Origin of the sequence: Ruminococcus sp. (assembly GCF_016287535.1) — a bacterium.
GTDB lineage: Bacteria > Bacillota > Clostridia > Oscillospirales > Ruminococcaceae > Ruminococcus.
Genome location: NZ_JAEFAJ010000020.1, coordinates 29,742 through 52,986, shown reverse-complemented (window position 1 = coordinate 52,986; position 23,245 = coordinate 29,742). Strand labels below are relative to the sequence as shown.

Here is a 23,245-nt window from a genome sequence, read left to right as displayed (position 1 = left end):
AAATTCAATGTATAGTATCGTTGTATTCAGTTGTGAAAAGGGTGCAGTTATGCCGCTTGCTTGCTTGCTTGCTTGCTTGCTTGCTTGCGCATTATACCGTATCGTCATACGCCTGTCAACCCCTTTTGAGAGATTAGTTGTAAACTTTTGGTGAACAAGAATACAACTATTCAATCTAATTCTACCATAAGAGGACAAAAATGTCAAGCGGTTTGGAGCGATATTTTGGGATTTTGGAGATTTTTTTAATAATCGTAAAGAGGGACAGCTATCTCTGAAACTGTCCCTCTTTATCATAGCCTGCTTATTTGTCTTTCGATTAGTAGGATACTTCTTTATGGAGCATCACCGAATAGCGTCGATCCAGTAGAAAATATCTTTATCCATTTTTTCTCCTCGTTAATTATTGAATTAGAATAAATAATTGAATTCTAAAAAGAAAGCATAAGTATCAAATACTTGCATTTATATAATAATATGTTCTTGGATCAGGAGTGCGCTACGCGCCGTTAGGCTCTCTATATTCAACTATACGCTCTTTGAGATATATTACATGTTGGCCAGATTTGTATTTCTTTTCTATATACAGATATTTATCATCATGCATCCAGACGGTTTCACGCCTCCACCTTTTTTCACTATAAGAACGGTTCGATTTATATCTGAACTCTATCTCTTTTCCGATATGGCTTCGTATGAAGCTATCAAGATCCACTTTGTTATTTATATTTATCGTAGCGCCATCTGGGTTAGAGCAATAAATATAATCGCCAGTCTCAATACGCTTAATTCTTCCTTCAGATAATAATTCGCTAAATTTGGTTTTTATAGAGCTCTTATTTGTAGAAACCCTATTACCATATTTCTTTCTAAGTGCTTCCCTTACAGTCTTGTGATTAAATGGGCCTTTCATGGCTTTAATAACTTTCGGAATCGCTTCACTTAGCGGAATCTGATAGGGGTACCCCGGGCTGCGCTTTGTCTTTTTTGTTGCATTGCAAGAAAAATTACTATTTGGGTTATAGAAGTACTTCCCAGATTCAGCTCTCTCAATTTTTCCTTCATAGGCCATCATGAGAGTTATCTGTTTAATTGAACCGATATTACTAGACACCCTATCGCCGTATTCTTCAATTAATCCTCTTCTTATTTCTTCGCAATCAAGAATAGTATTAGGGTGCTCTTTAAGAGTATGAAGGATCGCATCTTTCATACTTACTTTATCGCCATCTTTACATACCGTACTTTCTTGAGACTGCAAACTATCAGATACTAGCTTGGAATTGATTAGGAGCATCAAATCCTGGACGGTAGCAATATTGCACTTCTTTAATGCTTCGCATGCTTCAGTAGATAGACCTAAAACTTCTATTTCTTTTCCAAGCTTATCACTCATCATTGCTCTCAATTATTGTAATTATTTCACGATTGAATTTTCCTATATTATCTCCTTAAAGAGCGTTATGGTCAATTAGTAGCATTATGTAAGTATGTTTTTGAGTAAAATGAGTAATAATGAGTATATTGAGTAAAAATGAGTAAAATGACGTCAGCGCGGGGAATATCTCCATTGTGACGTCTCATTACATCGAGATCGCAGGTTCTTGTATCAAGAGCCTGCGGTTTTCTTTTTGCCCTCGTCCTCATCTTCTTCGTCTCCGAGAGCATTGGCAATAACCTCAGCAGATGAGATTCTCGACTTGTAATCGAGATGACTATAAAAGTTGGCGGTAACGTTAAAAGTGGAATGTCCGAGCCAGTCCTGAATCGCCTTCATGGATACTCCGTTGGCAAGCAAAAGACTGGCACAGCTATGACGCAGGTCATGGAAACGCAGCGGACGGAGCTTATACTTTTTGACTACTTCCTTGAAGTGCCTTGTCACATATTCAGGCGTGATAATCGCTCCCGTGTTGTCACGGCAGATAAATCCGTCAAATGTTCTGTCAAAGTCACTCTTGAGAAGCTGAGAATACTGCATTTCGAGTTTCAGCTTTTCTTTCAGCATCTTCTCGATTTGCGGTATAAGCGGCAGTGTTCTCACGCTCGCTTCTGTTTTGAGCGTATCGTCCACCCTCAGTTGCTCGTGTCCGTCAGCGTTGATACTTGTGATCTTACGGCATACCGAGAGTGTACCCTTTTCAAAATCAATAGCGTCCCACTTCAAACCAAGCACTTCACTTCTGCGAAGTCCGTAGTAAGCAGCAATATTGACCACAAGCTCCATTCTATCCCCTTCAAAGACTTTGAGAAGCTGATTGATTTCCTCTTTGGTATAGAAGCTCGCTCTAAACTTCTCCAACTTAGGCAGTTCGACCTTATCAGCAGGGTTTGCTACAAGTAAATCCATTTTGACAGCATATTTCAGGGCTTTGTGGATATTTGCGTGGTAATGCTTAATGGTGTTTCCACTTTTACCCTCATTATACATATCATTGTAGAATTTCTGAATCTGTAAGGCTGTCAGTTCGCTTAACGGCAGATCAGGGTAAAGCTCATCGAAGTATTTCTTGATCAACGTGAGATTGATCGTGTAGCCGTTATATGTAGTGTACGCTATCGTTGCTTTGATAGAATCAAGCCAGTAAAACAGGAATCCTGTAAACTTGAAGCCTGTTTCCGTCGGTGTAACCGATTCATTTTGCTTTCTCGGATCGCCGTCAAACCAACACGGTTTCTTTACTACCTTTTCCTTTACAGCCGTCGCACGTCCTGAGCAGTATTCGTCATAGAATTCGCTGATAATCTGGTCTATTCTTCCTTTCAGCGCCTTTTGGGTACAGTTTTCCGGTAATCCGGTTCCTACCCATTTCCTTTTTCTTTTACCGCTATCGTCCTTAAAATCAAAGACTACATACAGCTTTCCGTGTTTTTCACAGATAATATACTTAAAAGGCAGACTCGCTTTCATATTTAACCTCCTTGTGCATCGAAAGCGGTAGAAAAGTCTGCTGTTGACTACTTAATTGTAGCGCAGTTTTACGGACTTTTCAAGGGCTTTGCATCACTTTCGTGTTTTTTCAGCACAACGGACATTTCTACCAAGTGCTTATTGTGCGCTTTGCAGAACGTATTTTATGACGTAAATCTTTGCAACCTTTATATGTCGGCAACACGGGATTTTAGGCAGTACACCCTCTTTGACAAGATCATAGACCGTATTCGGGTGAACTCCTAACATCTTTGTAATATCCTTGACAGTCAGAATGTCAGGATAGTCGCTAAACATAGTAGTCTTAGCCATGATCTTCACCTTCCTTTCCAAAAAGCTCATTTGCAGAATTTCAAGCGGCTACGTCCGATTTCTTCATCGCACCCATAGCCACCACCTCCTTTCAGGACAATCAGCCACCATATCCGCCAAAATCTCTCTTGACAGCATACTCAGCCCACCGTCCCTCAGCATTTTCCTTGAAACGCTTGCCGTTGGCTTCGTTGAACAGAGTGCTGATAAGATAACTCTCATAGTTCCGCACATTGTCTGTACGCTTCATCTGCTCAATAGCGTTTTCAAGAACGTTTATATCAACCTTGAGCATAGCGGACTTAACAACCTCCCTGGGGAAGTCCTGTCCGCAGATACGCTCTGTTTTCTTTCGGGAGCATATCCGCCGAACGATCATCTGAACGATCTCCTCAGCTTCTTCCTCATCACCGAGCCATTCTGCAAAGTAAGGAAATTCGATGTTGGTTTTCACCACATCGGTATAAACTTCTTTCTCGCTGATATATCCGTCAATCAGTCCATCTGTCTGGCTTTCAACATTTTCAACGGCTTTTTCGCTGTCGGAGGGGGATTGATTGATTGATACTTGATCACTCAGTATTTGTTTTTTCTTTATTTTCTTCTTAGTATTTATTTGCCCCTGATTTTCTACAGCTTGAATTTCTATGGGTAGAATTTCAAGGGGTAGATTTTCTATGCCTTGTTTTTCTGCCCCTTGCGGTGCTTTTTTTACGGAGATTGTTGAAACATCTCCGTCCTCATCGTATGTATCATCATCGTTCTGGTCAGCATCAGGCGTATCCTTTTCGGAATACTCATAGAAATCGTAGACATACTCGATTCGACCGCTGTTTGTTTCATTCGGCATCAGCTTCGTGACAACAAGATAGCCCCAATGCTTCAGCTCGTCCAATGCTGCCTTGATCGCTGTTTCTTTCTCTTTGCAGATAGCTGTCAGACCTGAGATAGAGTAATCCCAATTTTCCGGCAGAGAAAGAACCTTACTCAAAAGCCCGATTGCTTTCAGGCTGAGGTTCGTTGACCGCAGATGATAGTTGCTCATTACGGTATAGTTGGCGTTTTTATTGACACGGCACACCGATGAAGCTGTTGTTTTGTTCTTTTTCGATTTTTTAGCAGACATATCCATTTTCCTCCTGTTTGCAGCTCAGGCGAGCTTCATTTGTGTGATCCTAACCTTGTTGACGGCATAGGTGTTGCCGATACGCAGGAGGTAACCTTTGTCGGTCAGTTCACTTAAAGCCTTTTTGATTGTCCTCAGCGAGTCATTCTCACATACAGCACAGAGGTCAACTGCCTTGACATAATCCGTATCAGGATTATTGAGCATCTTGGAAAGAACTCCATTGGCTTCAAGAGAAAGCTCATTGTCATTAGGTTCAATCCTTAGATTTCGGGACATAGAAAATTCCTCCTCATTTTTGTTTACTTTATACAAATTGCTTGACAATGGCAGTTTGCCATGATATAATAAATAAAACCGTTTTTGAAGAAACGGACAATAAAAAATGCACCCCGTAAAGGAGTGCTGAATGGTATTCATTTGGGCAAAAAAATAGCAAACAGCGTTCTAAACGAACACTATTTGCTATTCTAAAGATCTATTTCCTACCTTGTCTACCGTGAGAGTTTTGCCGTTTTGGTAGAGCGTTTGTTGGCAATTTAATAAGAAGTCCAGTGAGTTTTTTGTCTTTCTCAAAAATTCCGTTACGGTCAACAGCAAATCTACCCAATTCTACCGAAAATTCATTTCTTCCAGTTTTCTACCGAAAATTTATGAGGAGGAGTATTTGAGGTGCATTTTGAAAATTACGATTTATCGAGCTTTATAGAAGTACGAACACTATAAACTACGATATTGCGAGATTTCCGAGTGATGAAACATGACTTGGAGTGACGTAATGTGATTTGGGGTGAAACTGAGTTGAAAACTCAAAATCCGTTGGTGGCAACACCGTGCGGGTTCGACCCCCGCCACCGGCATTCAGGCAATAACGCCGATATTTCGCTTTATAGCGATCTATCGGCGTTATTTTATATTTTCTGAGCCGGTATACCCTTTATAGTAAAATACGCCGCGCAAATAAATGCGCGGCGTTTTGGTGGACCCGAAGGGGATCGAACCCTCGGCCTCTGCGTTGCGAACGCAGCGCTCTCCCAACTGAGCTACGAGCCCTCATATAAGCTAAATGAATCAGGTTCATGATATGACCGTCTGACAACGGTCATTGAATACCTACTAATTATATCACGTATAGAAAAGCAAGTCTATCACGGAAGCCCAAAGTTTACAATTTGTTCATATTTATGGTATGCCTCATTTGCCCTTTATTACTGTACTTCCCATAAATACTCCCGTCACTGTACCGCGTGAATTTTTATCACTTTTGTGCTGTATGTTATTGACACCTGCGGCCACATATGTTATAATTAACATATAATTCTTAAACTGGCGGTGACTTACTTGAAAATGTACGAAATAGGCTATAATCACAGGCACGACCACAATTTCTGCATAAACCGTCCCGGCGGTTCCGACAACTGGCTCATGCTTATTGTGAAAACGCCTGCCCACTTCCGTGTGGACGGCAAGGATATCCGTACCTCTGCACACTCCGTTATGATCTATACACCATACACTCCGCAGTATTACTATCCTGCCACGAACGAATACTTTGATGACTGGATGCACTTCCTGCCCGACGAAAACGAACAGCAGATGATAAAGGAGCTTGAAATACCTCTTAATCAGCCTGTCGATATCGCTGATATAACCGATATGTCAGCAATGATAAGAAGTATGTGTTTTGAACACTACTCCTCAAATGAATTCAAACAGAAGTCGATCGACCTTTACTTTCAGCTGCTTATCCTGAAATTCTCCGAAAAGCTGAACAGGCAGAAAGAAATGCATGACCGTCCCGAAGGTGTATACTCGGAAAAGCTCCTCTGGATAAGACAGTCGATATACCGATGGCCAAGCCGTAATTATTCCATAGACGACATGGCAAAGGAGCTCTCCCTGAGCCGTTCACGCTTCCAGCACCTTTATACCGAGACCTTCGGCGTAAGCGTCAATAAGGACGTTATTTCGAGCCGCCTGAACAAAGCGGCTGAACTCCTGAAAACTACTGACCTTTCAGTAAAGGATGTCGGTATAAGCGTCGGTTATGACAACACTTCATATTTTGTAAAGCTATTCGGCAGCATTTACGGTCTGACTCCATTGCAGTACAAGCAGTCAGCCAGCAAATGATCAGGCGCCCGTAAGAGCTCTCAGTATATCACTATTCTGAGATGCGCTTACTTAGGGCGCCTTTCATTTTTATTGCCAAGACCCGCAAGTACGAACAGCGTAAGAACAGCTATGAGCACTATACCTGCTACCGCCCAGCCTGACCTGTATGCCGCTGCTATCACAAGCAGTATTCCTGAGATAATTCCCATATACGTCAGGAAGCGGTTCCGTATCATAAGTCTCTTGCGTGAATCCGCCTGCTTTTCATTCTCCTCTTTTTCATGACGTCGCCTCAGCTCATCAAGCTCCTGCTTTTCCTCACCGTCGATCTTTTCCTGCTCTCTTGCAAATACCGCGTCACGGACAGCGCTTATGAAGCGTTCGTATACCGTGGTTATGACAAGCTTGTCGTCACCGTCCGCATACTCAACAGCCTTGCTAAGAGATTCGCCCAGCATACTGACGAGCTGCTTCTCAAACAGATCATTATCTGAAAAATCATAGCCGTAGCGCAGTATATAATCATCGGCAAAGCTCCTGACCACTTCCTCAAGAAGCAGGTCATTCCCGCTCCGGCAGCCGTTGAAAGCAAGAAATTTCGCATAATGAGCCTGCCAGCATTCAGGAGCTGCGTCAAGTATCATGTCGCTGTACTCCTCGGCTGCTTCAAAGTCCTCATCAGCAAGGAATATGTTCATTCTCCTTATAAGCTTTTCAGGCGCTGAACGTGCAGCCGCACTGTGCTCGGCAAAACCCGTGTCGTCACCGCCGATATGCCGTCTTACCGTTCTTATCAGCTCTGCAAGGAAGCTCATTTCCGAAGCCTCCATTATCATGTTGTCCGCAAGCTCCGCAGGCACTTCGCCCTTGTCCGTGTCCTTTATGCACACAACTATGAGCTTGTCAGCGTTTGTCCTTGCAGCCGCCGCACATCTTCCCCACTCGCTCTTGAAGTGGGGCGAGGCAAAGCTCTCAGCTCCCGCGCTTATAACGATAAGGACTGAAGAACGTCTTATCGCGGCGTTTATATAGGTTTCCGAATCCTTTTCAGTCATATCTCCCAGCGTTTCCGGAGCATAGAATACACGCATTCCCTCCTGTGAAAGCTGACGGAACATCTCTTCCGCGATAATACTGTCAGCAGTCATATTTCCCTGCTCATCAGCTATGCGGCAGCATATATAAACGTCATAGCTTTCTCCTGTGCCTACACGCTCAAGCATATCACGCCTGAGCATTTCAAGCGCAGAGGCTTCACGGCGATAGACCGCACTCTGTTCAGCGTCCGAAAGACTAAGTGCGGCACAGCAGTCTTTGTCGTCCGCCAGCTCCACACCGTATGCACGGTGACATACCGGGACCTTCAGACCTGAAACGGGCTCGTCCTCATATAGTATCCCACAGCGGCAAAGCACCCTTTCCCAGTAGCCCTCAGGCTCTTCGGGGAACTCCTCGCAAAGCTGTGAGAAAAGCTTTTCAGCTCCTTCAAAATCGGTCTTGAAACGAAGTCCGCAGGCTCTGTTGTATATCTCCGCATATTTGTCCTTATACAGCTTGGGAACAGTCTGACGCGAACCGCAGAACTCGCATTCACATATACCGCTCCCCTCCGTATCCGGAAGGAGCTTTCCGCACATCTTACAAACATATCCCACAGACTTCACCGCCTTTCATATCGTGATTTCAGCCGTAGAACAGGCTGTTGACCTACTATATTATACCACAGATAATGCTTGTAAATCAACCTTTTTCCACATTTTACACTCTGTACACATATTCCGCATTCCCGTGCATAAAAAGCTCACGCTGTTCAGCTGTTATGTCAAGGCTCTCCGCAAAGCGCAGATGCCCGGACTGTGAACAGCTGCCGAAATCCGAGCCGAAGATGAACCGTCCGGGAATTTCTCTTATCGCTTTCTCCAGAGACTTCCTTATCTGTCCGCATTTATCCGCGTCATCAGCTAATGATGAGGTATCAAAGTATACGTTTTCGCATTCTCTCAGTACTTCAAAGCAATGCTCTGTATCAGGATAAAAGCAGTGACAGTAAACAAAAGTGTTTTCTCTGCGTTTTGCCGCAAGCTTCCGCATCTTTTCGGGAGATGCATACCGATTATTGTCCCAGCCCGTATGGAAAAGCACGGGAACTCTGAACTCAGCAGCAAGGTCAAACACAGGAAACAGTGAGCTGTCAGTACAGTAAAAAGGCTCATGTCCCGTATAGACCTTCATACCGATGATATCTCCGCTTTCAAGGAGCTCCCTGCAACAACACAGCTGCTCCTCAAAGTTTATGAGCGGACTTATCCCTGCAATGACTTTAATTACAGCGTCACCCCTGAAAAGCTCAGCGCAGTCCCTTACGGAACCGATAACGCTTTCAGGCTCGGAATCCGCGATAACTATCCCCCTGTCAACGCCGTTCCTTTCCATTTCACCGAGCAGAGCCTGCTTTTTTGCAGGGAAGTCCGGAGGATCGACGGGAAGATGCAAATGTGAATCAATTATCATAAAGCTGCTCCTTTCAGTTTCAAGGCGAGAAAAGACAAAGACCGCAGATCACTCTGCGGCATCCGTAACTTCTGGAATATCACTTCCCTTTCGATTATTCGCCTTGTGCTTTCATACTACCACGGTATTCCTCAAAAGTCAATTTTTTTCTCCGCTGACCTTGCTATTTTATTAATTATATGTTATACTTATAAATGGTCTTTTCGAGCATATTTGACATAATAAGTGCAAAAATACAATATATCGGCATATTTGTTGATCTATCAGCTAATTTTCCAGAGAATGAAAGGTATAAAGATGAAGTTTAAATATATTTTACCCGTTTTAGCGGCAGCCTGTTTGCTTACAGCCTGCTCCGGCAAAAAAACAGAAACTGACAAAAGTACGGCAGCAAGCGGAACATCTGTGATCTCAACTGCTTTAACCACTACAGTTACCACCACAAAAGCGACCACAACCACTGTGACCACTACAAAAAAGGTCGATCCTCCGACTGACCTCGTTCTGAAAGGAATGGAAAGTGCAGAGGTATATGATGAGATAAGCCTTGATTCATTTATTACAGAAAAAAATGTGGAGCTGAAAGACGGAAACACTATGCTAAACACCTCGGATACCGGCGTTTTTGAGGTGGATATCCCTTACCTTTACAATGGCGCAGAATTCACACAGAAACTTCAGTATTCGGTAGTTGATACTACCGCTCCCACAATTCTCAACTCCGGCTGGGAACCTAATCATAAAGTAGGAACTGACTTCGACCTCAATAACTACGTCGGCTTTGTGGATAATTTTGACAGGCACCCGATACTCACATATACCGGTACAGTTGACAAGGATAAAGTCGGCAACTATCCCCTCACCGCAACAGTTACAGACAGCTCCGGTAATTCCGTATCGTGGGATCTCACAATAAGTGTTGTGGAACAGGTACCGCCTCCTGTCGATGACAATCCCCGTGTCAACTACAGCGACTTCATACAGCGCTATGAAGGCGGGAATGTACGCTACGGCATTGACGTTTCCGTATGGCAGTCAGATGTGGACTTCAACGCTGTCCGCGACGCAGGCTGCAGCTTTGTAATGATACGTGTGGGATATTTTTACAGCAAGATAACTCTTGACGATTATTTCAAGGAAAACCTTAAAAAAGCCACAGACGCAGGTCTTGATGTGGGCGTATACTTCTATACCACCGACAAAACTATCGAAGGAGTCCGGGAACACGCACGCTGGATCGTCGAACAGCTTGACGGTCACAAATTGCAGATGCCTGTCGCCTTTGACTGGGAGGAGTTCGCAAACTTCCAGAAGTACGGCATGAACAGGCAGGATATAAACGACGTATATGCCGCCTTTGCCGATGAGATAAGAAAGCACGGGTATACTCCAATGCTCTACAGCAGCAAGAACTTCCTCGGCAATATCTGGAGCTCACGCTCAAAGGCTATTGCACCGGTATGGCTCGCTCATTTCGTGGACTCCACGGACTACACCGGCGAATATGCTATCTGGCAGGCAAGCGCTTACGGTCATATCCCCGGTATCAACGGCGATGTGGATATGGATATACAGTATTTGGACAAGTCGATCTCATAAATAATATTTCTGTAAATACAAAGGAGCTGACCGCTTACACCTGGTCAGCTCCTTTTATTATGCCATATAGAACGCAAATACGTAAGTCATTTGCGGTTCACGGAATCTGCTTCGTTTACACTCGCATATTCCGACCGCTGCGCAATAATTCCCTCGCTGTATCTGCCGCTGGCAGCGCTTCGGGAATTATTCCCACTCCACAGTTCCGGGGGGTTTTGAAGTTATATCATACACTACTCTGTTGACGTGCTCGACCTCGTTGCAGAGGCGGTTAGAGACCTTCGCAAGCACATCATAAGGTATCCTTGCCCAGTCCGCAGTCATGAAGTCGTCGGTAGTCACCGCACGTATAGCAATAAGGTGATCGTATGTACGGTGGTCGCCCATAACGCCTACTGTACGCACATCTGGAAGCACCGCAAAGAACTGCCTGAGCTGATCCTCGATACCGCTCTTGCGTATCTCGTCACGGAAAACCGCGTCAGCTTCCTGCAATATCTTTATCTTCTCCTCGGTTATCTCGCCGATTATACGAACTCCGAGACCGGGACCCGGAAAGGGCTGTCTCCATACGAGATCGTGTGGGATACCAAGCTTTTCGCCCACCTGTCTTACCTCGTCCTTGAAGAGATCGCCGAGGGGCTCTATAGTGCCTGCGAACTTTATATCCTCAGGCATTCTGACCATATTATGATGAGTCTTGATAACGGCTGTGCTGCCGTGACCTGCCTGATTGCCTCTGCCGGACTCAATGCGGTCCGGATATATGGTACCCTGTGCGAAGAAGCCGTCTGTTCCCTGCTCTCTGATCTTGTCCCAGAAAACATTGTAGAACTCCGTACCTATTATCTTACGCTTCTGCTCAGGATCAGTAACACCCTTCAGAGCAAAAAGAAACTTGTCCTTGCAGTTCACGCGGACAAAGTTCATATCGAAAAGCTTTGTGAAGGTCTCCTCGACAAAATCGCCCTCGTCCTTGCGCATAAGTCCCTGATCCACAAAAACACAGGTGAGCTGCTTTCCGACAGCGCGGCTGAGAAGTCCTGCCGCAACAGAGGAATCAACTCCTCCGGAAAGTCCGAGTATTACCTTTTTATCACCGATCTGCTCGCGTAGCTTTGCCACTGTATTCTCTATAAAGTCGTCCATTACCCAGTCGCCCGTGCAGCCGCAGACATTGTAAAGGAAATTATGAAGTATCTGCTTGCCGAACTCGCTGTGAGTTACCTCAGGGTGGAACTGGACGGCATATATCTTTCTGTCAGGAGCTTCATACGCTGCGCAGGGACAGTCATCAGACTTTGCTGTTACGCGGAAGCCTTCCGGAAGCCTGCTGACAAAATCCGTATGGCTCATCCATACTATGCTCTTTTCAGGAACATCTCTGAAAAGCAGGCTGTCGGATCCCTGAGATATCTCTATCTTTCCGTACTCGCTTTTCTCGCAGCTCTCGACCTTTCCGCCGAGGGTATAAGCCACAAGCTGACAGCCGTAGCAGATACCGAGAACAGGTACGCCGATACTGAATATTTCCTCGGAAATATGAGGCGAACTCGGATCATATACGCTGTTCGGACCGCCTGTGAATATGATAGCGGCAGGATTCATCGCCTTGATCTCACTTATGGGCGTGTCAAATCTCTTGATCTCACAATAAACGCCGCACTCGCGGACTCTTCTCGCAATGAGCTGGTTGTACTGTCCGCCGAAATCGAGAACGATACAGAGCTGGTTAGACATAGGTCCCTCCTTAACTTCCGCTTTACGGCAGCGGACGCCGTATTTATGAAGCTATCAGCCTTTAGCAGCGGCTTCGCCGCTTTGTAATAAAGAAAAATGCGACCTGTTCAATGCTGATGGCTGATGACTAATGGCTCAACATGATTCGGCACAGCCGAATCATGTTTTAATTATGCCACATTTCAGAGGAGATTTCAAGAGCCTGACAAGATTTTTTTGCGATTCGTAAAGTGGTGTTACCAATTATAGTTAATGTTCATAAAATAATAATATACTGCTATTGAATTTAATTGCATTTTGTGGTATACTATATATGTATCGAATAATAAGGGAGTATTTAAATGTCACCAAAAGAAGAATTTATCACAATATACAAAGAAAACATCAGAAGAGAGGGAGCTGACAGGCTCCTGGAGTACCTCGAAAAGAGTGATTTCTTTACCGCACCAAGCAGCACACGCTACCACGGTTCATACGAAGGCGGTCTCGTTCAGCACAGCGTGAACGTGTACCATTGTCTGAAGGATTATCTTTCCCGTCCCCGTACCAGAGAGCTTTACGGCATGAACTATTCAGACGAGACTATAGCGATAGTTTCGCTCCTCCATGACGTCTGCAAAATAAACTTCTATACCGTCGAGATGAGGAACAAAAAGAACGAGGATACGGGTCAGTGGGAAAAAGTACCATATTACGCAATAAATGATACTCTGCCATACGGACACGGCGAAAAGTCTGTATACATACTCTCTGGCTTTTTCTACGGAGACAGCCGTCTTACACGTGAGGAAGCCTTTGCAATACGGTACCACATGGGCTTCTCAGGGATTGAGGATAAAAACACTATCGGCAGGGCACTTGAAATGTACCCGCTCGCTCTGGCACTGAACGTGGCCGATATGGAAGCCTCTTACTACCTGGAAGGCTCAAATAAATAAAATGTAAGGAGTTTTTATTATGAACTGGTACGATAATGCTATTATCTATCACATCTACCCCCTCGGATTCTGCGGCGCGCCCAAGTTCAACGACGGGATAGAGGATGTGACCTACCGACTTGACAAGGTCCTTGAATGGATACCTCACCTCAGGGAAATGAATGTGGACGCTGTTTACTTCGGACCTGTTTTCGAGTCCGTTGAGCACGGCTACGATACCATTGATTACAAGCAGATAGACCGCCGTCTCGGAGATAACAACTCTTTCCGCTTCATTTGCGACAGACTGCATGAAAACGGTATACGCATAATCCTTGACGGCGTTTTCAACCACGTTGGCAGAAGATTCCCGCAGTTCATGGACGTACAGGAAAAAGGTCAGTCATCGGAATACTGCGGCTGGTTCCAGAACCTCAACTTCGGCGGTCCCAGCCCATACGGCGATCCTTTCTGGTACGAGGGCTGGAACGGTCACTATAACCTGGTAAAGCTCAATCTCCGCAATCCCGGAGTATGCGACCATATAATCGACGCCATAAATTACTGGATAGAATCCTTCGACATCGACGGAATCCGCTTCGACGCCGCAGACTGCATAGATTTTGACTTCTTCAAGAGGATAAGAAGCTTCTGCAAGGGCAAAAAACCTGATTTCTGGCTGGTGGGAGAGATAATCCACGGCGACTACAACAGATGGGCTAATCCCGAAATGCTCGACAGCGTTACCAACTATGAGTGCTATAAGGGATTATGGTCCTCACACAATGATAAAAACTACTTCGAGATAGATTACTCAATAAACCGCCAGTCCGGCGCTAACGGAGGCATATATCGCAATATAGCCCTCTACAACTTCATAGACAACCACGACGTGAACCGTATTGCAAGCACCCTCCATAATAACGCTCATCTGCCGCTGGTATACACACTCATGTACACCATGCCGGGTATACCTTCCATATACTACGGAAGCGAGTACGGCATCGAGGGCAGAAAGGAGAACAACTCTGACGATAACCTCCGTCCGTGTCTGCACCTCAACGATCTTGCCGAGCACGGAAACACTTCGCTCTATAAGCATATAGTAAAGCTCGGACGTATATACCGCTCTTATCCCGCTCTCAGGACAGGCTCTTACGAGAGGATAAAGATAACCAATCAGCAGCTCCTGTTCAGGAAGGTACAAGGAGATCAGACAGTATACGTTGCTCTCAATCTTGCGGACTATGAGTACGACCTCAGCTTTGATACTCATCTGAGCGGACTTGTGGACGTTTTCACAGCAGAACCGCTGAAGGTTGACAACGGCACCGCTTATGTCCGTATGCGTCCTTATACAGCAATGATAATCGTGGCTGACGATATAGTAAACACAGAGCCGGAAGAGACAGAGGTGATCCCTGATGACGATACAGAGGTCGTTGTCGGAGGAAAATACCGTCACTTCAAGGGAAACGAGTATGAACTCATCGCTGTTGCCCGCCACAGCGAGACAATGGAAGAGCTTGTCATATACAAATCGCTGAAGGACGGCGAAGTATGGGCAAGACCTAAGTCCATGTTCATCGGGAAAGCAGGTGAAGTCAGGCGATTCACAAAGATCGACTGACAGTAAAGAGTAAAATAAGTGCCGATACGTTACGTATCGGCACTTTTTCTTTCAAAGCTCTGCAAGATAGCTGTCTATCGCTCTGTATACCGCTTCTTTAACGTCACAAAAAACAAATCCTGCCGATCTTGCCTTTGAAGTATCAAGAACAGCAAAGGCAGGATAGCCGTTATAGGGAGCAGCCTCTCCACTTCCGGTCAGCAAAGCTTTTCTGCCGGTCCTATTTTCGATATACCGTACTATTTCCGCAGGAGATATATCGCCGCAGCAGCAGCCGTTTACAGCTCCGCTGATATCACGCTCTGCGACATATGCCATAAACTCCCCGGCATCTGCCTCGTCTATCAGGCTTATCCGCGAATCAGGATCGTCAATATACATCGGCTCGCCTGCAAGTATTTTTTCCACATAAAAACGAAGCCGCCCTGTGTAGTCGTTCCTGCCCACAACGACCGGATAGCGCACTACAGTATACTTCTGTCCGGGATATGCCTGTACCAGAGCACATTCAGCCTGACGCTTTGCCTCGCCGTAGCCGCAGTCCGACCTTTCACACCACCTGAGCGGATAGTCCGCCGGCTCAAAGCAGTCCTCAGAAGTACATAACCCGGTATGCTCATAGACAGCCGCCGAGGACACGAGGACATATTTTCCGCACTCTACATGGTCAAGGAGCCTGCGAACGTCATTCGATGAATATGCGAGCTTGTCGATGACCACGTCAAAGCTGCTTCCGTCAAGTGCGTCGGCAATGCTTTCCTCATTGTTCCTGTCAAGGCATAGCCTTTTTATTTTATCGCCGAAGCCGTCGGGAGTCCTGCCACGTGTTGCGACTGTCACAGCATGACCGCTCTCAATGAGCCTGTGTATCATTGGTATACCGAAAAACCGAGTGCCGCCTGCAACAAGTATATTCATGGCATGAGCTCCTTTTTCATGTAGTCATAGCAGAGATAATCACCGTTTTCAGTGAGTATGCTGTGAAACTCCACAGCCCTGTAGCCCTTTTTGAGATATATCGCTTTAGCAGGAAACGAAGCGCTGAGCTCGGCTTCACTGTAGTTTTCCGCTATAAGCTCCTCCGCAAAGGCTATGAGCCTTCCGCCGAAACCTTTCCCCTGAAACTCCGGCAGTACGAAGAGACGGTTTATCTCATTTCCGTTAACAGTGACTGTACCGGCAGGCTGACCCTTATCATCTGTGAGCAGGTAGACCTCCCCTGCTTTTATTTCACGAATTATTTTTTCCTCAGAATGGTGTTCAAGGAAGAACCTTACAGCTCCATCAGGGTAATAATGCGGATAAATTGCTGATACAGTTCTGTGAGTCAGCTCTTTTATCAGGGCTGCATCTGTTTCTTCTGCCTTCCTTATCTCCATTGCGTTCATCTCCTTCATAAATGGTATTATAAGGCAAAAATAAAGATATGTCAATGTCTTGAAATTGCAGCCGCGGCGTGATATAATGTATTTGATTGTGCAGCCGGCAGCTTTATCAGAAGCTGTCTGCCATATTATACTTTGCAACATCAAGAAGGAGTTTTTATGACCGATAAAATCATCATAAAGGGCGCAAGAGAAAACAACCTCAAAAATATAGACCTTGAGCTCCCCCGTGACCGCCTTATCGTTATGACCGGACTGTCCGGCTCAGGCAAGTCATCACTTGCCTTTGACACCATATACGCTGACGGTCAGCGCCGCTATGTGGAAAGCCTTTCCTCCTACGCGAGAATGTTCCTGGGACAAATGGAAAAGCCCGACGTTGACAGCATAGAGGGACTTTCCCCTGCTATATCCATAGACCAGAAGACCACCTCCAAGAACCCCCGCTCTACCGTTGGAACTGTAACGGAAATATACGATTATCTCAGACTGCTCTACGCAAGGATAGGCATACCGCACTGTCCAGTCTGCGGCAGGGAGATATCCCAGCAGACCATAGACCAGATGGTGGACACCCTCATGGCTCTGCCAGCAGGCACCAAGCTCCAGCTGCTTGCTCCCATAGTAAGGAACCGCAAGGGACAGTACACAAAGGAGCTGGAAGGCGCAAAGCGCTCAGGCTTTGTAAGAGCTCGTATCGACGGTATAATGTACGAGCTTGCGGAGGAGATAAAGCTTGACAAGAACAAGAAGCATAATATCGAGATAATCGTTGACCGTATCGTAATAAAAGAGGGTATAGAATCACGTATCACAGACAGCCTTGAAACTGTTTTCGACCTTTCAGGCGGACTTGCCATTGCCGACGTTATAGACGGCGAGGAGATACTCTTCTCACAGAATTACGCCTGCCCCGAACATAACATAAGTATAGGCGAGCTGGAACCTGTAATGTTCTCCTTCAACAATCCCGTGGGAGCCTGCCCCAAGTGTACAGGTCTCGGAGTTTTCCGCCATATCGACCCGGAGCTGGTGATACCCAATACAGACCTCTCCATAGAGGACGGCGCCATAAACGCATCAGGCTGGAACAGTCTTGACGAGACTTCCGTAGCTACAATGTACTACAAAGCGATATCAAAGAAATACAGCGTTCCCATAAATGTTCCGGTAAAGGAGCTAAGCAAGGAACAGCTCAATCTCTTCCTCTATGGTACGGGAGATGAGACTCTTGAACTGAAACGTCCTGCATCTCTTGGCGGCGGCAGCTACCGCTCCCCCTTCGAGGGCGTTATAAACAACCTCGAACGCCGCTATAAGGAGACCTCCAGCGAGTGGTCAAGGAACGAGATAGAGGAATATATGAGCGAGGTCAACTGCCCGTCGTGCAGAGGCAGACGACTCCGTGACGAGTACCTCGCAGTTACCGTAGGCGGAAAGAATATAAGCGAGATAACCGACCTTTCAGTAAAGGAATGTCTCCGCTTCTTCAGCGGACTGAAACTCTCCGAACATGACTCCTATATAGGCGAGCGCATAATCAAGGAGATAAAGGAGCGCCTCGGCTTCCTCAGCAGCGTAGGTCTCGATTACCTGACCCTTTCAAGAGCCGCAGGCACTCTCTCAGGAGGAGAGAGCCAGCGTATCAGACTTGCGACCCAGATAGGCTCATCACTTGTGGGCGTGCTGTATATACTGGACGAGCCGAGCATAGGACTTCACCAGCGTGACAACGACAAGCTCATAGCCACTCTGAAACGTCTCCGCGACCTCGGAAACACTCTCATAGTCGTAGAGCATGACGACGACACTATGCTTGCCGCGGACTATATAGTCGATATAGGTCCCGGTGCAGGCATACACGGCGGTGAGGTGGTCTTTTCGGGAACTGTGGACAAGCTCCTCAAATGCAGGACCTCAATAACAGGACAATATCTCAGCGGCAAAAAGAAGATAGAGATACCAAAGCAACGCAGGAGCGGAAACGGAAAATTCCTTACTGTCCGCGGAGCCTCCGAGCACAATCTCCGCAATATTGACGTGCGGATACCGCTTGGCGAGCTTGTGTGCATCACAGGTGTTTCAGGCTCCGGAAAGTCCTCCCTCGTCAACGAGATAATCTACAAGCACCTTGCCGCAAAGCTGAACCGCGCAAAGACGAGATGCGGCGAATTCGCCTCTATGGAGGGTCTTGAATATCTCGACAAGGTCATTTGCATAGACCAGTCCCCTATCGGACGCACTCCAAGGTCGAATCCTGCCACATATACGGGAGTATTCACCGATATACGCGACCTGTTCGCAAAAACTCCCGACGCGAAGGCTCACGGCTACAGCAGCGGAAGATTCTCCTTCAACGTCAAGGGCGGACGCTGTGAAGCCTGTGAGGGTGACGGCATAATCAAGATAGAAATGCACTTTCTTCCGGATATATATGTTCCCTGCGAGGTCTGCAAGGGCAGACGCTACAACCGTGAGACCCTTGAGATACACTACAAGGGCAAGTCAATATACGACGTGCTTGAAATGACAGTTGACGAGGGTGTGGAGTTCTTCGAGCATATCCCTAAGATCGCCAAGAAGCTGAAAACCTTGCAGGAGGTCGGTCTCGGCTACATCAAGATAGGTCAGCCGGCGACTACTCTCTCAGGCGGCGAGGCTCAGCGTGTAAAGCTCTCCACCGAGCTTTCCAAGCGTTCTACGGGAAGCACTATATATATACTCGACGAGCCTACCACCGGACTTCACACAGCCGATGTACACAAGCTCATAGACGTACTTCAGCGGCTTACCGATCAGGGAAACACAGTTCTTGTTATTGAACACAATCTCAACGTGATAAAGGTCGCCGACCATATCATCGACCTCGGTCCAGAGGGCGGCGACGGCGGCGGAACAGTTGTTGCACAGGGTACTCCAGAAGAAGTGGCTCAGTGCAAGAATTCCTACACGGGACAGTATCTGAAAAAATATCTGGATAAATAACATTTCAGGTGGTCGTCAGACGCCGGGCGTTTGCGTAATTGCACTGCATCACAAACACAAATTCTGTCAAGACCGCCATTTATGGCGCTTGTTTTAGTCTTGACCGGATTTGGTTTTGTGATATAATCAGCAATTGCGAACGCCATAACCGCCCAAAAATTAAATATCCAAATATCTGAAATAGAAAAAGAGGTCTTTAAGACCTCTTTTTTTACTTCTTTTTCAGTATCGCCATAGCGACATAATGGAGCACATCGAACTCCTCCGGAGCTATGCTGTTAAGGAGAGCTTTATGCTCCTTCTCCCACGCTTCGGTATCCTCCTTGCTAAGTGAAGCCTCAATACCGCGGCAGGCTTTCATTCTGCCGTTCCAGCTGTCACGGGTAAAATGCACATTCACGTCGAACTCCACACGCTCGGTTATCTCAAAGGCTCTCAGCACCTCTTCGTCTATGGATACGGACTGTCTCGTCCAGCCGCCCCCTGTCCATTTCGGATTGTATTTCAGTACAAGCTCCTCGCTTTTTCCTGCTATCTTATCCTCAAAGGGCAGCCACGCCATCTGCATTACAACAAGTCTGCCGTTTTCCTTCAAGAGCTCACACAGCTTAGGTACAAGCCTCTTGTAATCAAAGTACCAGAAGCACTGACAGGCTGTGACTATATCAAAGCTGCTGCCCGGAAGGTCTATATCCTCCGCCGGAGAGGCAAAGAAATCAATATCCATTCCGCCCTTCTCCGCAAGGAGCTTTGCCTGCTCTATCTGATTTTCCGAAATGTCGCTTCCCGTCCACTCAGACCCGAAGCGGTACATATTTCTCGGTATAACTCCCGTACCTGTTCCGAGGTCAAGGACCGACTGTCCCTTTATACACAGGCCCCGGCTGACAAGAGCCTCATAGAACTCCTGGGGATAAATATCTCTGTACTTTGCGTAATTCTCGGAGGTCCTTCCCCAGTCGAAGGCTTTTCCGCCGTCGATATCCTTATTAACTATATCCATTTCCTTCTTCTCCCTTCTAAAATATAATATATGATAACATTTCTGCCGCTCGTTGTCAAGCAGAAAAGCTGCACATTTCTGTGCAGCTTTAAATCATATATATTGGTATTACTCTGCAAAAGGATCAAGACTTGCGAACTTGTGGAGCAGATATTCCTGTATGCGCAGAGCGTCGTTAGCCGTGATACCCTTACTGCTGACGTCTACATCGCCGTTGGCAAGTCCCTGAGCGGAAACGTGCTTTTCGTCGGAGCCGTTAACGCCGTATTTATTCGGGTTTGCAAGGCTCTGCATAATGAGTACAGCGTCCGACATATCAACTTCACCGTCGCAGTTCACATCGCCCCATACCGTTACAGTGAGTTCGTCAGATGTAGTAGTGGAGGTTATCGGCTCTGTAGTTGTAGTCGTTGTTGTCGTTTCCGAAGTGGTAGTCGTGGTCGTAGTTGTCGTTGTAGTTGTTGTTGTCGTAGTAGTCGTTGTGACTATCTCCGGCTCCTTTACAAAAACAGTGTAATTGATAACGTTTCCTGTCATGCCGTTGGTACCGAGAACTACCTTCTGACCAGCCTCGAACTCCTTTTTGTATACAGCGAATGTAACGCCGTTGCTTGTCTGAGCATTAAGCTCCGTTCTTGTGTAGCTGCTCAGCCATGAGGGAACTGAATTTGCTTCCTCCTCCCTTGTATCAACAAGAACGTATACCTCCGTCCTTTCGCCGGTAGTGAACTCCGCAAGGTCGCTGTCCGTATTCTTTGAGCTGCAGGCAGTCATAATGTACTCGCAGTTTTCAAGCTCTGAGGGAAGAGAAGTATATGTAAAGTCCCTGTCACCGTATATGAGACCGCCCGTCCTGTTGGACTCCATGAGCTTCCAGGAGCCTGAATTGCTGTAGTCCTTAACGAGAAGATTCTTTACCAGTCTGCCGTTCACCGGCTCCGGAGGAGCATTGTTGAGCTTTACGTCAGGTCTTGCGGGGAGCTGAGCCTCTGTGCCGAGGTAGAAGCTGGGGTGAGGCGGCTGATTGTATGAGGACTGCTCACAGCATACCTGCATACGGTACTGCATATCGTGCATGAGAGTCGTTATCCTGTACTTTGTCTCCGTATTTGTGCAGCAGATACGCAGCTTTGAGTTATCCTCCGTCCTGAGGACGAGCTCCTCGCGCCAGTCGCCGAGTATATCCGCCGTAAGACAGGGAACAGCCTTTGTACCGTTGTTTGAAGCACAGCCTGTGGCTGTAAATATATTCTGATACTGGTCAATACCCGTTGCCTTTGTGATATTGATATCATCAAGGAGCTCACGCTCTAAGTCGCCGTCCCAGTAGATAAGGAAGTTCGTGGAAGGCTGCTTGCTTCCTATCTGCTTGCCTGAAACATCATAAACATTATACGCAGGTCTTGACCCCCAGAACTCAGCACCTCTGTTGCCGGATATTATATTGTCCGCGCAGCAGCGTCCGGTATCCTTGTCGCCGTCGTAATGCCAGATTATCTGACCGTTTTTGCCGTCAACGAGAGAAACTCCGTAATTTCCCGATTCATGGCAGAGAAAGACTTCTATTCCCTCACGGTTTGGATCAAGGTCGCCCACGTGCATAGCGTCGCCGTGTCCCTTTCCCGTGGACCACAGCAGTCTGCCGTTATCGTCGATAACACAGGCTCCCATGCAGACCTCCTGTCTGCCGTCGTTGTCGAAGTCAGCCACCATTACGTTGTGGTTGCCGTTTCCGTAAGCAGGATTGCTCGAATCGAATCCCGTATCGAACACCCACTTCTTTGACAGCTTGCCGTTCACTACATCTACAGCCGAAAGAGTGAGCCTTGTATAGTAACCTCTTCCGTAAACAACAGAGGGATGAACTCCGTCAAGATAAACCACAGCACAGTTATAGCGCTCGCAGCGGTTTCCGTAGTTGTCGCCCCATGTGGACTTGGCGGTATTGCTGGTAGCGTCGCCTCTGAGCACCGGGAACTCGATAGTATCGAGAGCAGCGCCTGTAGCGCCGTCAAAGAGGGTCATGTACTCAGGTCCCTGAAGCACCGTACCCGCACTGTCCAGATAGTTGGCATTGCCGTTGCCTATGACCTTTCCCGTACCGTCAACAGTGCCGTCGCAGGTCTTTGTTACAAGCTCCGCCTTTCCGTCGCAGTCGAAGTCAGCCACAGCGAGCTGTGTATAGTGCTGACCTGCGCGGATATTCTTTCCCATGTCTATACGCCACAGCTTCTTTCCCGTAAGGGTATAGCAGTCGATATACACGTTTCCGGTAAAGCCCTGTATGCCCTTGTCGGGATTGTGTGTCTGTGAGTTGTCCTTTGAGTTTGAAGGATCCCACTTTACGAATATCTCGTACTGTCCGTCGCCGTCAACGTCTCCCACGCAGCAGTCGTTGGGCGAGTAGGTATAAGCCTCGCCGTTGATAGTTCCGCCTCTCGGAACGTCGAGAGGTATGTCGAAGTAATTCGTGCCCGAAGTATTACGGCAGCCATCAGAGCTTACCACATTGCCGTTCACAATTGTATCGACACGGTACTTTGAGCTTGAATTTCCGCTTGCGTCCCAGTAGTTGGTGGCTTCGCCCGCCTTGCTGGTGTAGATGAGAGCGTCATCGCGGAAGAGCTGGAACTCGGCGTTGTCATCGTCGTTTGCGTTGAAACGCCAGCTGATGAACATACCGTTACCCGACTTGATAGCGTAAATGCCGCGGTCGAGGTACTCCATTATCGCAGAGCCGTTGCCTCCGACTCCGTAAGCTGCGTCAGCGATAAAAGAAGCTCCCGTGCTGAGGTTCGAGCCTGCGGCAACTGCGAGAGAGGCAGCAGCAGCCGCGATTTTTTTCAGTTTTAGGTTCATAGGAATTCCCCCTGTCTGTTTTTTTCACGATTTCAGGACGTCAGTCCTTATCCATTATATTATACACTCTCATTCACAGTTTTGCAATATTAAATTGTATCACTTTTCATACTTTTTTGTCCATATCAACA

The 23,245-nt window shown here is 46.7% G+C and carries 17 protein-coding genes and 1 tRNA gene; 5 read left to right on the top strand and 13 right to left on the bottom strand.

The window, feature by feature from the left end:
- Positions 1–499 precede the first annotated feature (499 nt).
- The 6 genes from QZZ36_RS08730 to QZZ36_RS08710 form a co-directional block, all read right to left on the bottom strand.
- A complete protein-coding gene (locus tag QZZ36_RS08730) occupies positions 500–1,396 on the bottom strand; it encodes a hypothetical protein (RefSeq protein WP_295080094.1) in 897 nt (298 codons plus the stop codon).
- A gap of 213 nt (positions 1,397–1,609) precedes the next feature.
- Positions 1,610–2,911 carry a site-specific integrase gene (locus QZZ36_RS08725; RefSeq protein WP_295080090.1) on the bottom strand — a complete coding sequence of 434 codons (1,302 nt, stop codon included), beginning with the start codon at positions 2,909–2,911 and terminating at the stop codon, positions 1,610–1,612.
- 138 nt (positions 2,912–3,049) lie between these two features.
- A complete protein-coding gene (locus tag QZZ36_RS12950; protein ID WP_365686092.1) occupies positions 3,050–3,229 on the bottom strand; it encodes a helix-turn-helix domain-containing protein in 180 nt (59 codons plus the stop codon).
- A gap of 115 nt (positions 3,230–3,344) precedes the next feature.
- Positions 3,345–4,370, bottom strand: a complete 1,026-nt coding sequence (locus QZZ36_RS08720; protein WP_295080088.1) for a DUF6017 domain-containing protein — start codon at positions 4,368–4,370, stop codon at positions 3,345–3,347.
- A gap of 24 nt (positions 4,371–4,394) precedes the next feature.
- Positions 4,395–4,649: a hypothetical protein gene (locus QZZ36_RS08715; protein ID WP_074960483.1), complete on the bottom strand. Its 255-nt coding sequence runs from the start codon at positions 4,647–4,649 to the stop codon at positions 4,395–4,397.
- 698 nt (positions 4,650–5,347) lie between these two features.
- Positions 5,348–5,423, bottom strand: a tRNA-Ala gene (locus QZZ36_RS08710).
- 294 nt (positions 5,424–5,717) lie between these two features.
- Here QZZ36_RS08710 and QZZ36_RS08705 point away from each other — a divergent pair.
- A complete protein-coding gene (locus QZZ36_RS08705; RefSeq protein WP_295080100.1) occupies positions 5,718–6,503 on the top strand; it encodes a helix-turn-helix transcriptional regulator in 786 nt (261 codons plus the stop codon).
- Positions 6,504–6,550: 47 nt separating this feature from the next.
- Here the strand turns inward: QZZ36_RS08705 and QZZ36_RS08700 are convergent, their stop codons facing one another.
- Entirely contained in the window at positions 6,551–8,140 is a 1,590-nt protein-coding gene (locus QZZ36_RS08700) for a TIR domain-containing protein (protein WP_295080082.1), read from the bottom strand.
- 103 nt (positions 8,141–8,243) lie between these two features.
- Positions 8,244–8,996, bottom strand: a complete 753-nt coding sequence (locus tag QZZ36_RS08695) for an amidohydrolase family protein (protein ID WP_295080079.1) — start codon at positions 8,994–8,996, stop codon at positions 8,244–8,246.
- 339 nt (positions 8,997–9,335) lie between these two features.
- On the opposite strand from QZZ36_RS08695, the gene QZZ36_RS08690 reads away from it, so the two are divergent.
- Positions 9,336–10,595 (top strand): GH25 family lysozyme, encoded by a 1,260-nt coding sequence (locus QZZ36_RS08690; protein WP_295080076.1) that lies wholly within the window; start codon positions 9,336–9,338, stop codon positions 10,593–10,595.
- Between the two features lie 186 nt (positions 10,596–10,781).
- On the opposite strand, the gene guaA is transcribed toward QZZ36_RS08690, so the two are convergent.
- Positions 10,782–12,335, bottom strand: a complete 1,554-nt coding sequence (gene guaA, locus QZZ36_RS08685) for a glutamine-hydrolyzing GMP synthase (RefSeq protein WP_295080073.1) — start codon at positions 12,333–12,335, stop codon at positions 10,782–10,784.
- Between the two features lie 341 nt (positions 12,336–12,676).
- On the opposite strand from guaA, the gene QZZ36_RS08680 reads away from it, so the two are divergent.
- Together QZZ36_RS08680 and QZZ36_RS08675 are read left to right on the top strand one after the other, a co-directional pair.
- A complete protein-coding gene (locus tag QZZ36_RS08680; RefSeq protein WP_295080070.1) occupies positions 12,677–13,273 on the top strand; it encodes a hydrolase in 597 nt (198 codons plus the stop codon).
- A gap of 19 nt (positions 13,274–13,292) precedes the next feature.
- Positions 13,293–14,882 carry a DUF1653 domain-containing protein gene (locus QZZ36_RS08675; RefSeq protein ID WP_295080067.1) on the top strand — a complete coding sequence of 530 codons (1,590 nt, stop codon included), beginning with the start codon at positions 13,293–13,295 and terminating at the stop codon, positions 14,880–14,882.
- A 51-nt stretch (positions 14,883–14,933) separates the two neighbouring features.
- Here the strand turns inward: QZZ36_RS08675 and QZZ36_RS08670 are convergent, their stop codons facing one another.
- Together QZZ36_RS08670 and QZZ36_RS08665 are read right to left on the bottom strand one after the other, a co-directional pair.
- A complete protein-coding gene (locus QZZ36_RS08670; protein ID WP_295080064.1) occupies positions 14,934–15,800 on the bottom strand; it encodes an NAD-dependent epimerase/dehydratase family protein in 867 nt (288 codons plus the stop codon).
- Positions 15,797–16,261 (bottom strand): GNAT family N-acetyltransferase, encoded by a 465-nt coding sequence (locus QZZ36_RS08665; protein WP_295080060.1) that lies wholly within the window; start codon positions 16,259–16,261, stop codon positions 15,797–15,799. The genes QZZ36_RS08670 and QZZ36_RS08665 overlap by 4 nt, the downstream gene beginning before the upstream one ends.
- Positions 16,262–16,426: 165 nt before the next feature.
- Here QZZ36_RS08665 and uvrA point away from each other — a divergent pair, with 165 nt between their 5' ends.
- Positions 16,427–19,252 carry an excinuclease ABC subunit UvrA gene (gene uvrA, locus QZZ36_RS08660; protein WP_295080057.1) on the top strand — a complete coding sequence of 942 codons (2,826 nt, stop codon included), beginning with the start codon at positions 16,427–16,429 and terminating at the stop codon, positions 19,250–19,252.
- A 211-nt stretch (positions 19,253–19,463) separates the two neighbouring features.
- Here the strand turns inward: uvrA and QZZ36_RS08655 are convergent, their stop codons facing one another.
- Both QZZ36_RS08655 and QZZ36_RS08650 read right to left on the bottom strand, forming a co-directional pair.
- On the bottom strand, positions 19,464–20,255 hold the full coding sequence (locus QZZ36_RS08655; protein WP_295080054.1) for a class I SAM-dependent methyltransferase: 792 nt from the start codon (positions 20,253–20,255) through the stop codon (positions 19,464–19,466).
- Between the two features lie 108 nt (positions 20,256–20,363).
- Positions 20,364–23,114, bottom strand: a complete 2,751-nt coding sequence (locus QZZ36_RS08650) for a dockerin type I domain-containing protein (protein WP_295080051.1) — start codon at positions 23,112–23,114, stop codon at positions 20,364–20,366.
- Positions 23,115–23,245: the final 131 nt, after the last annotated feature.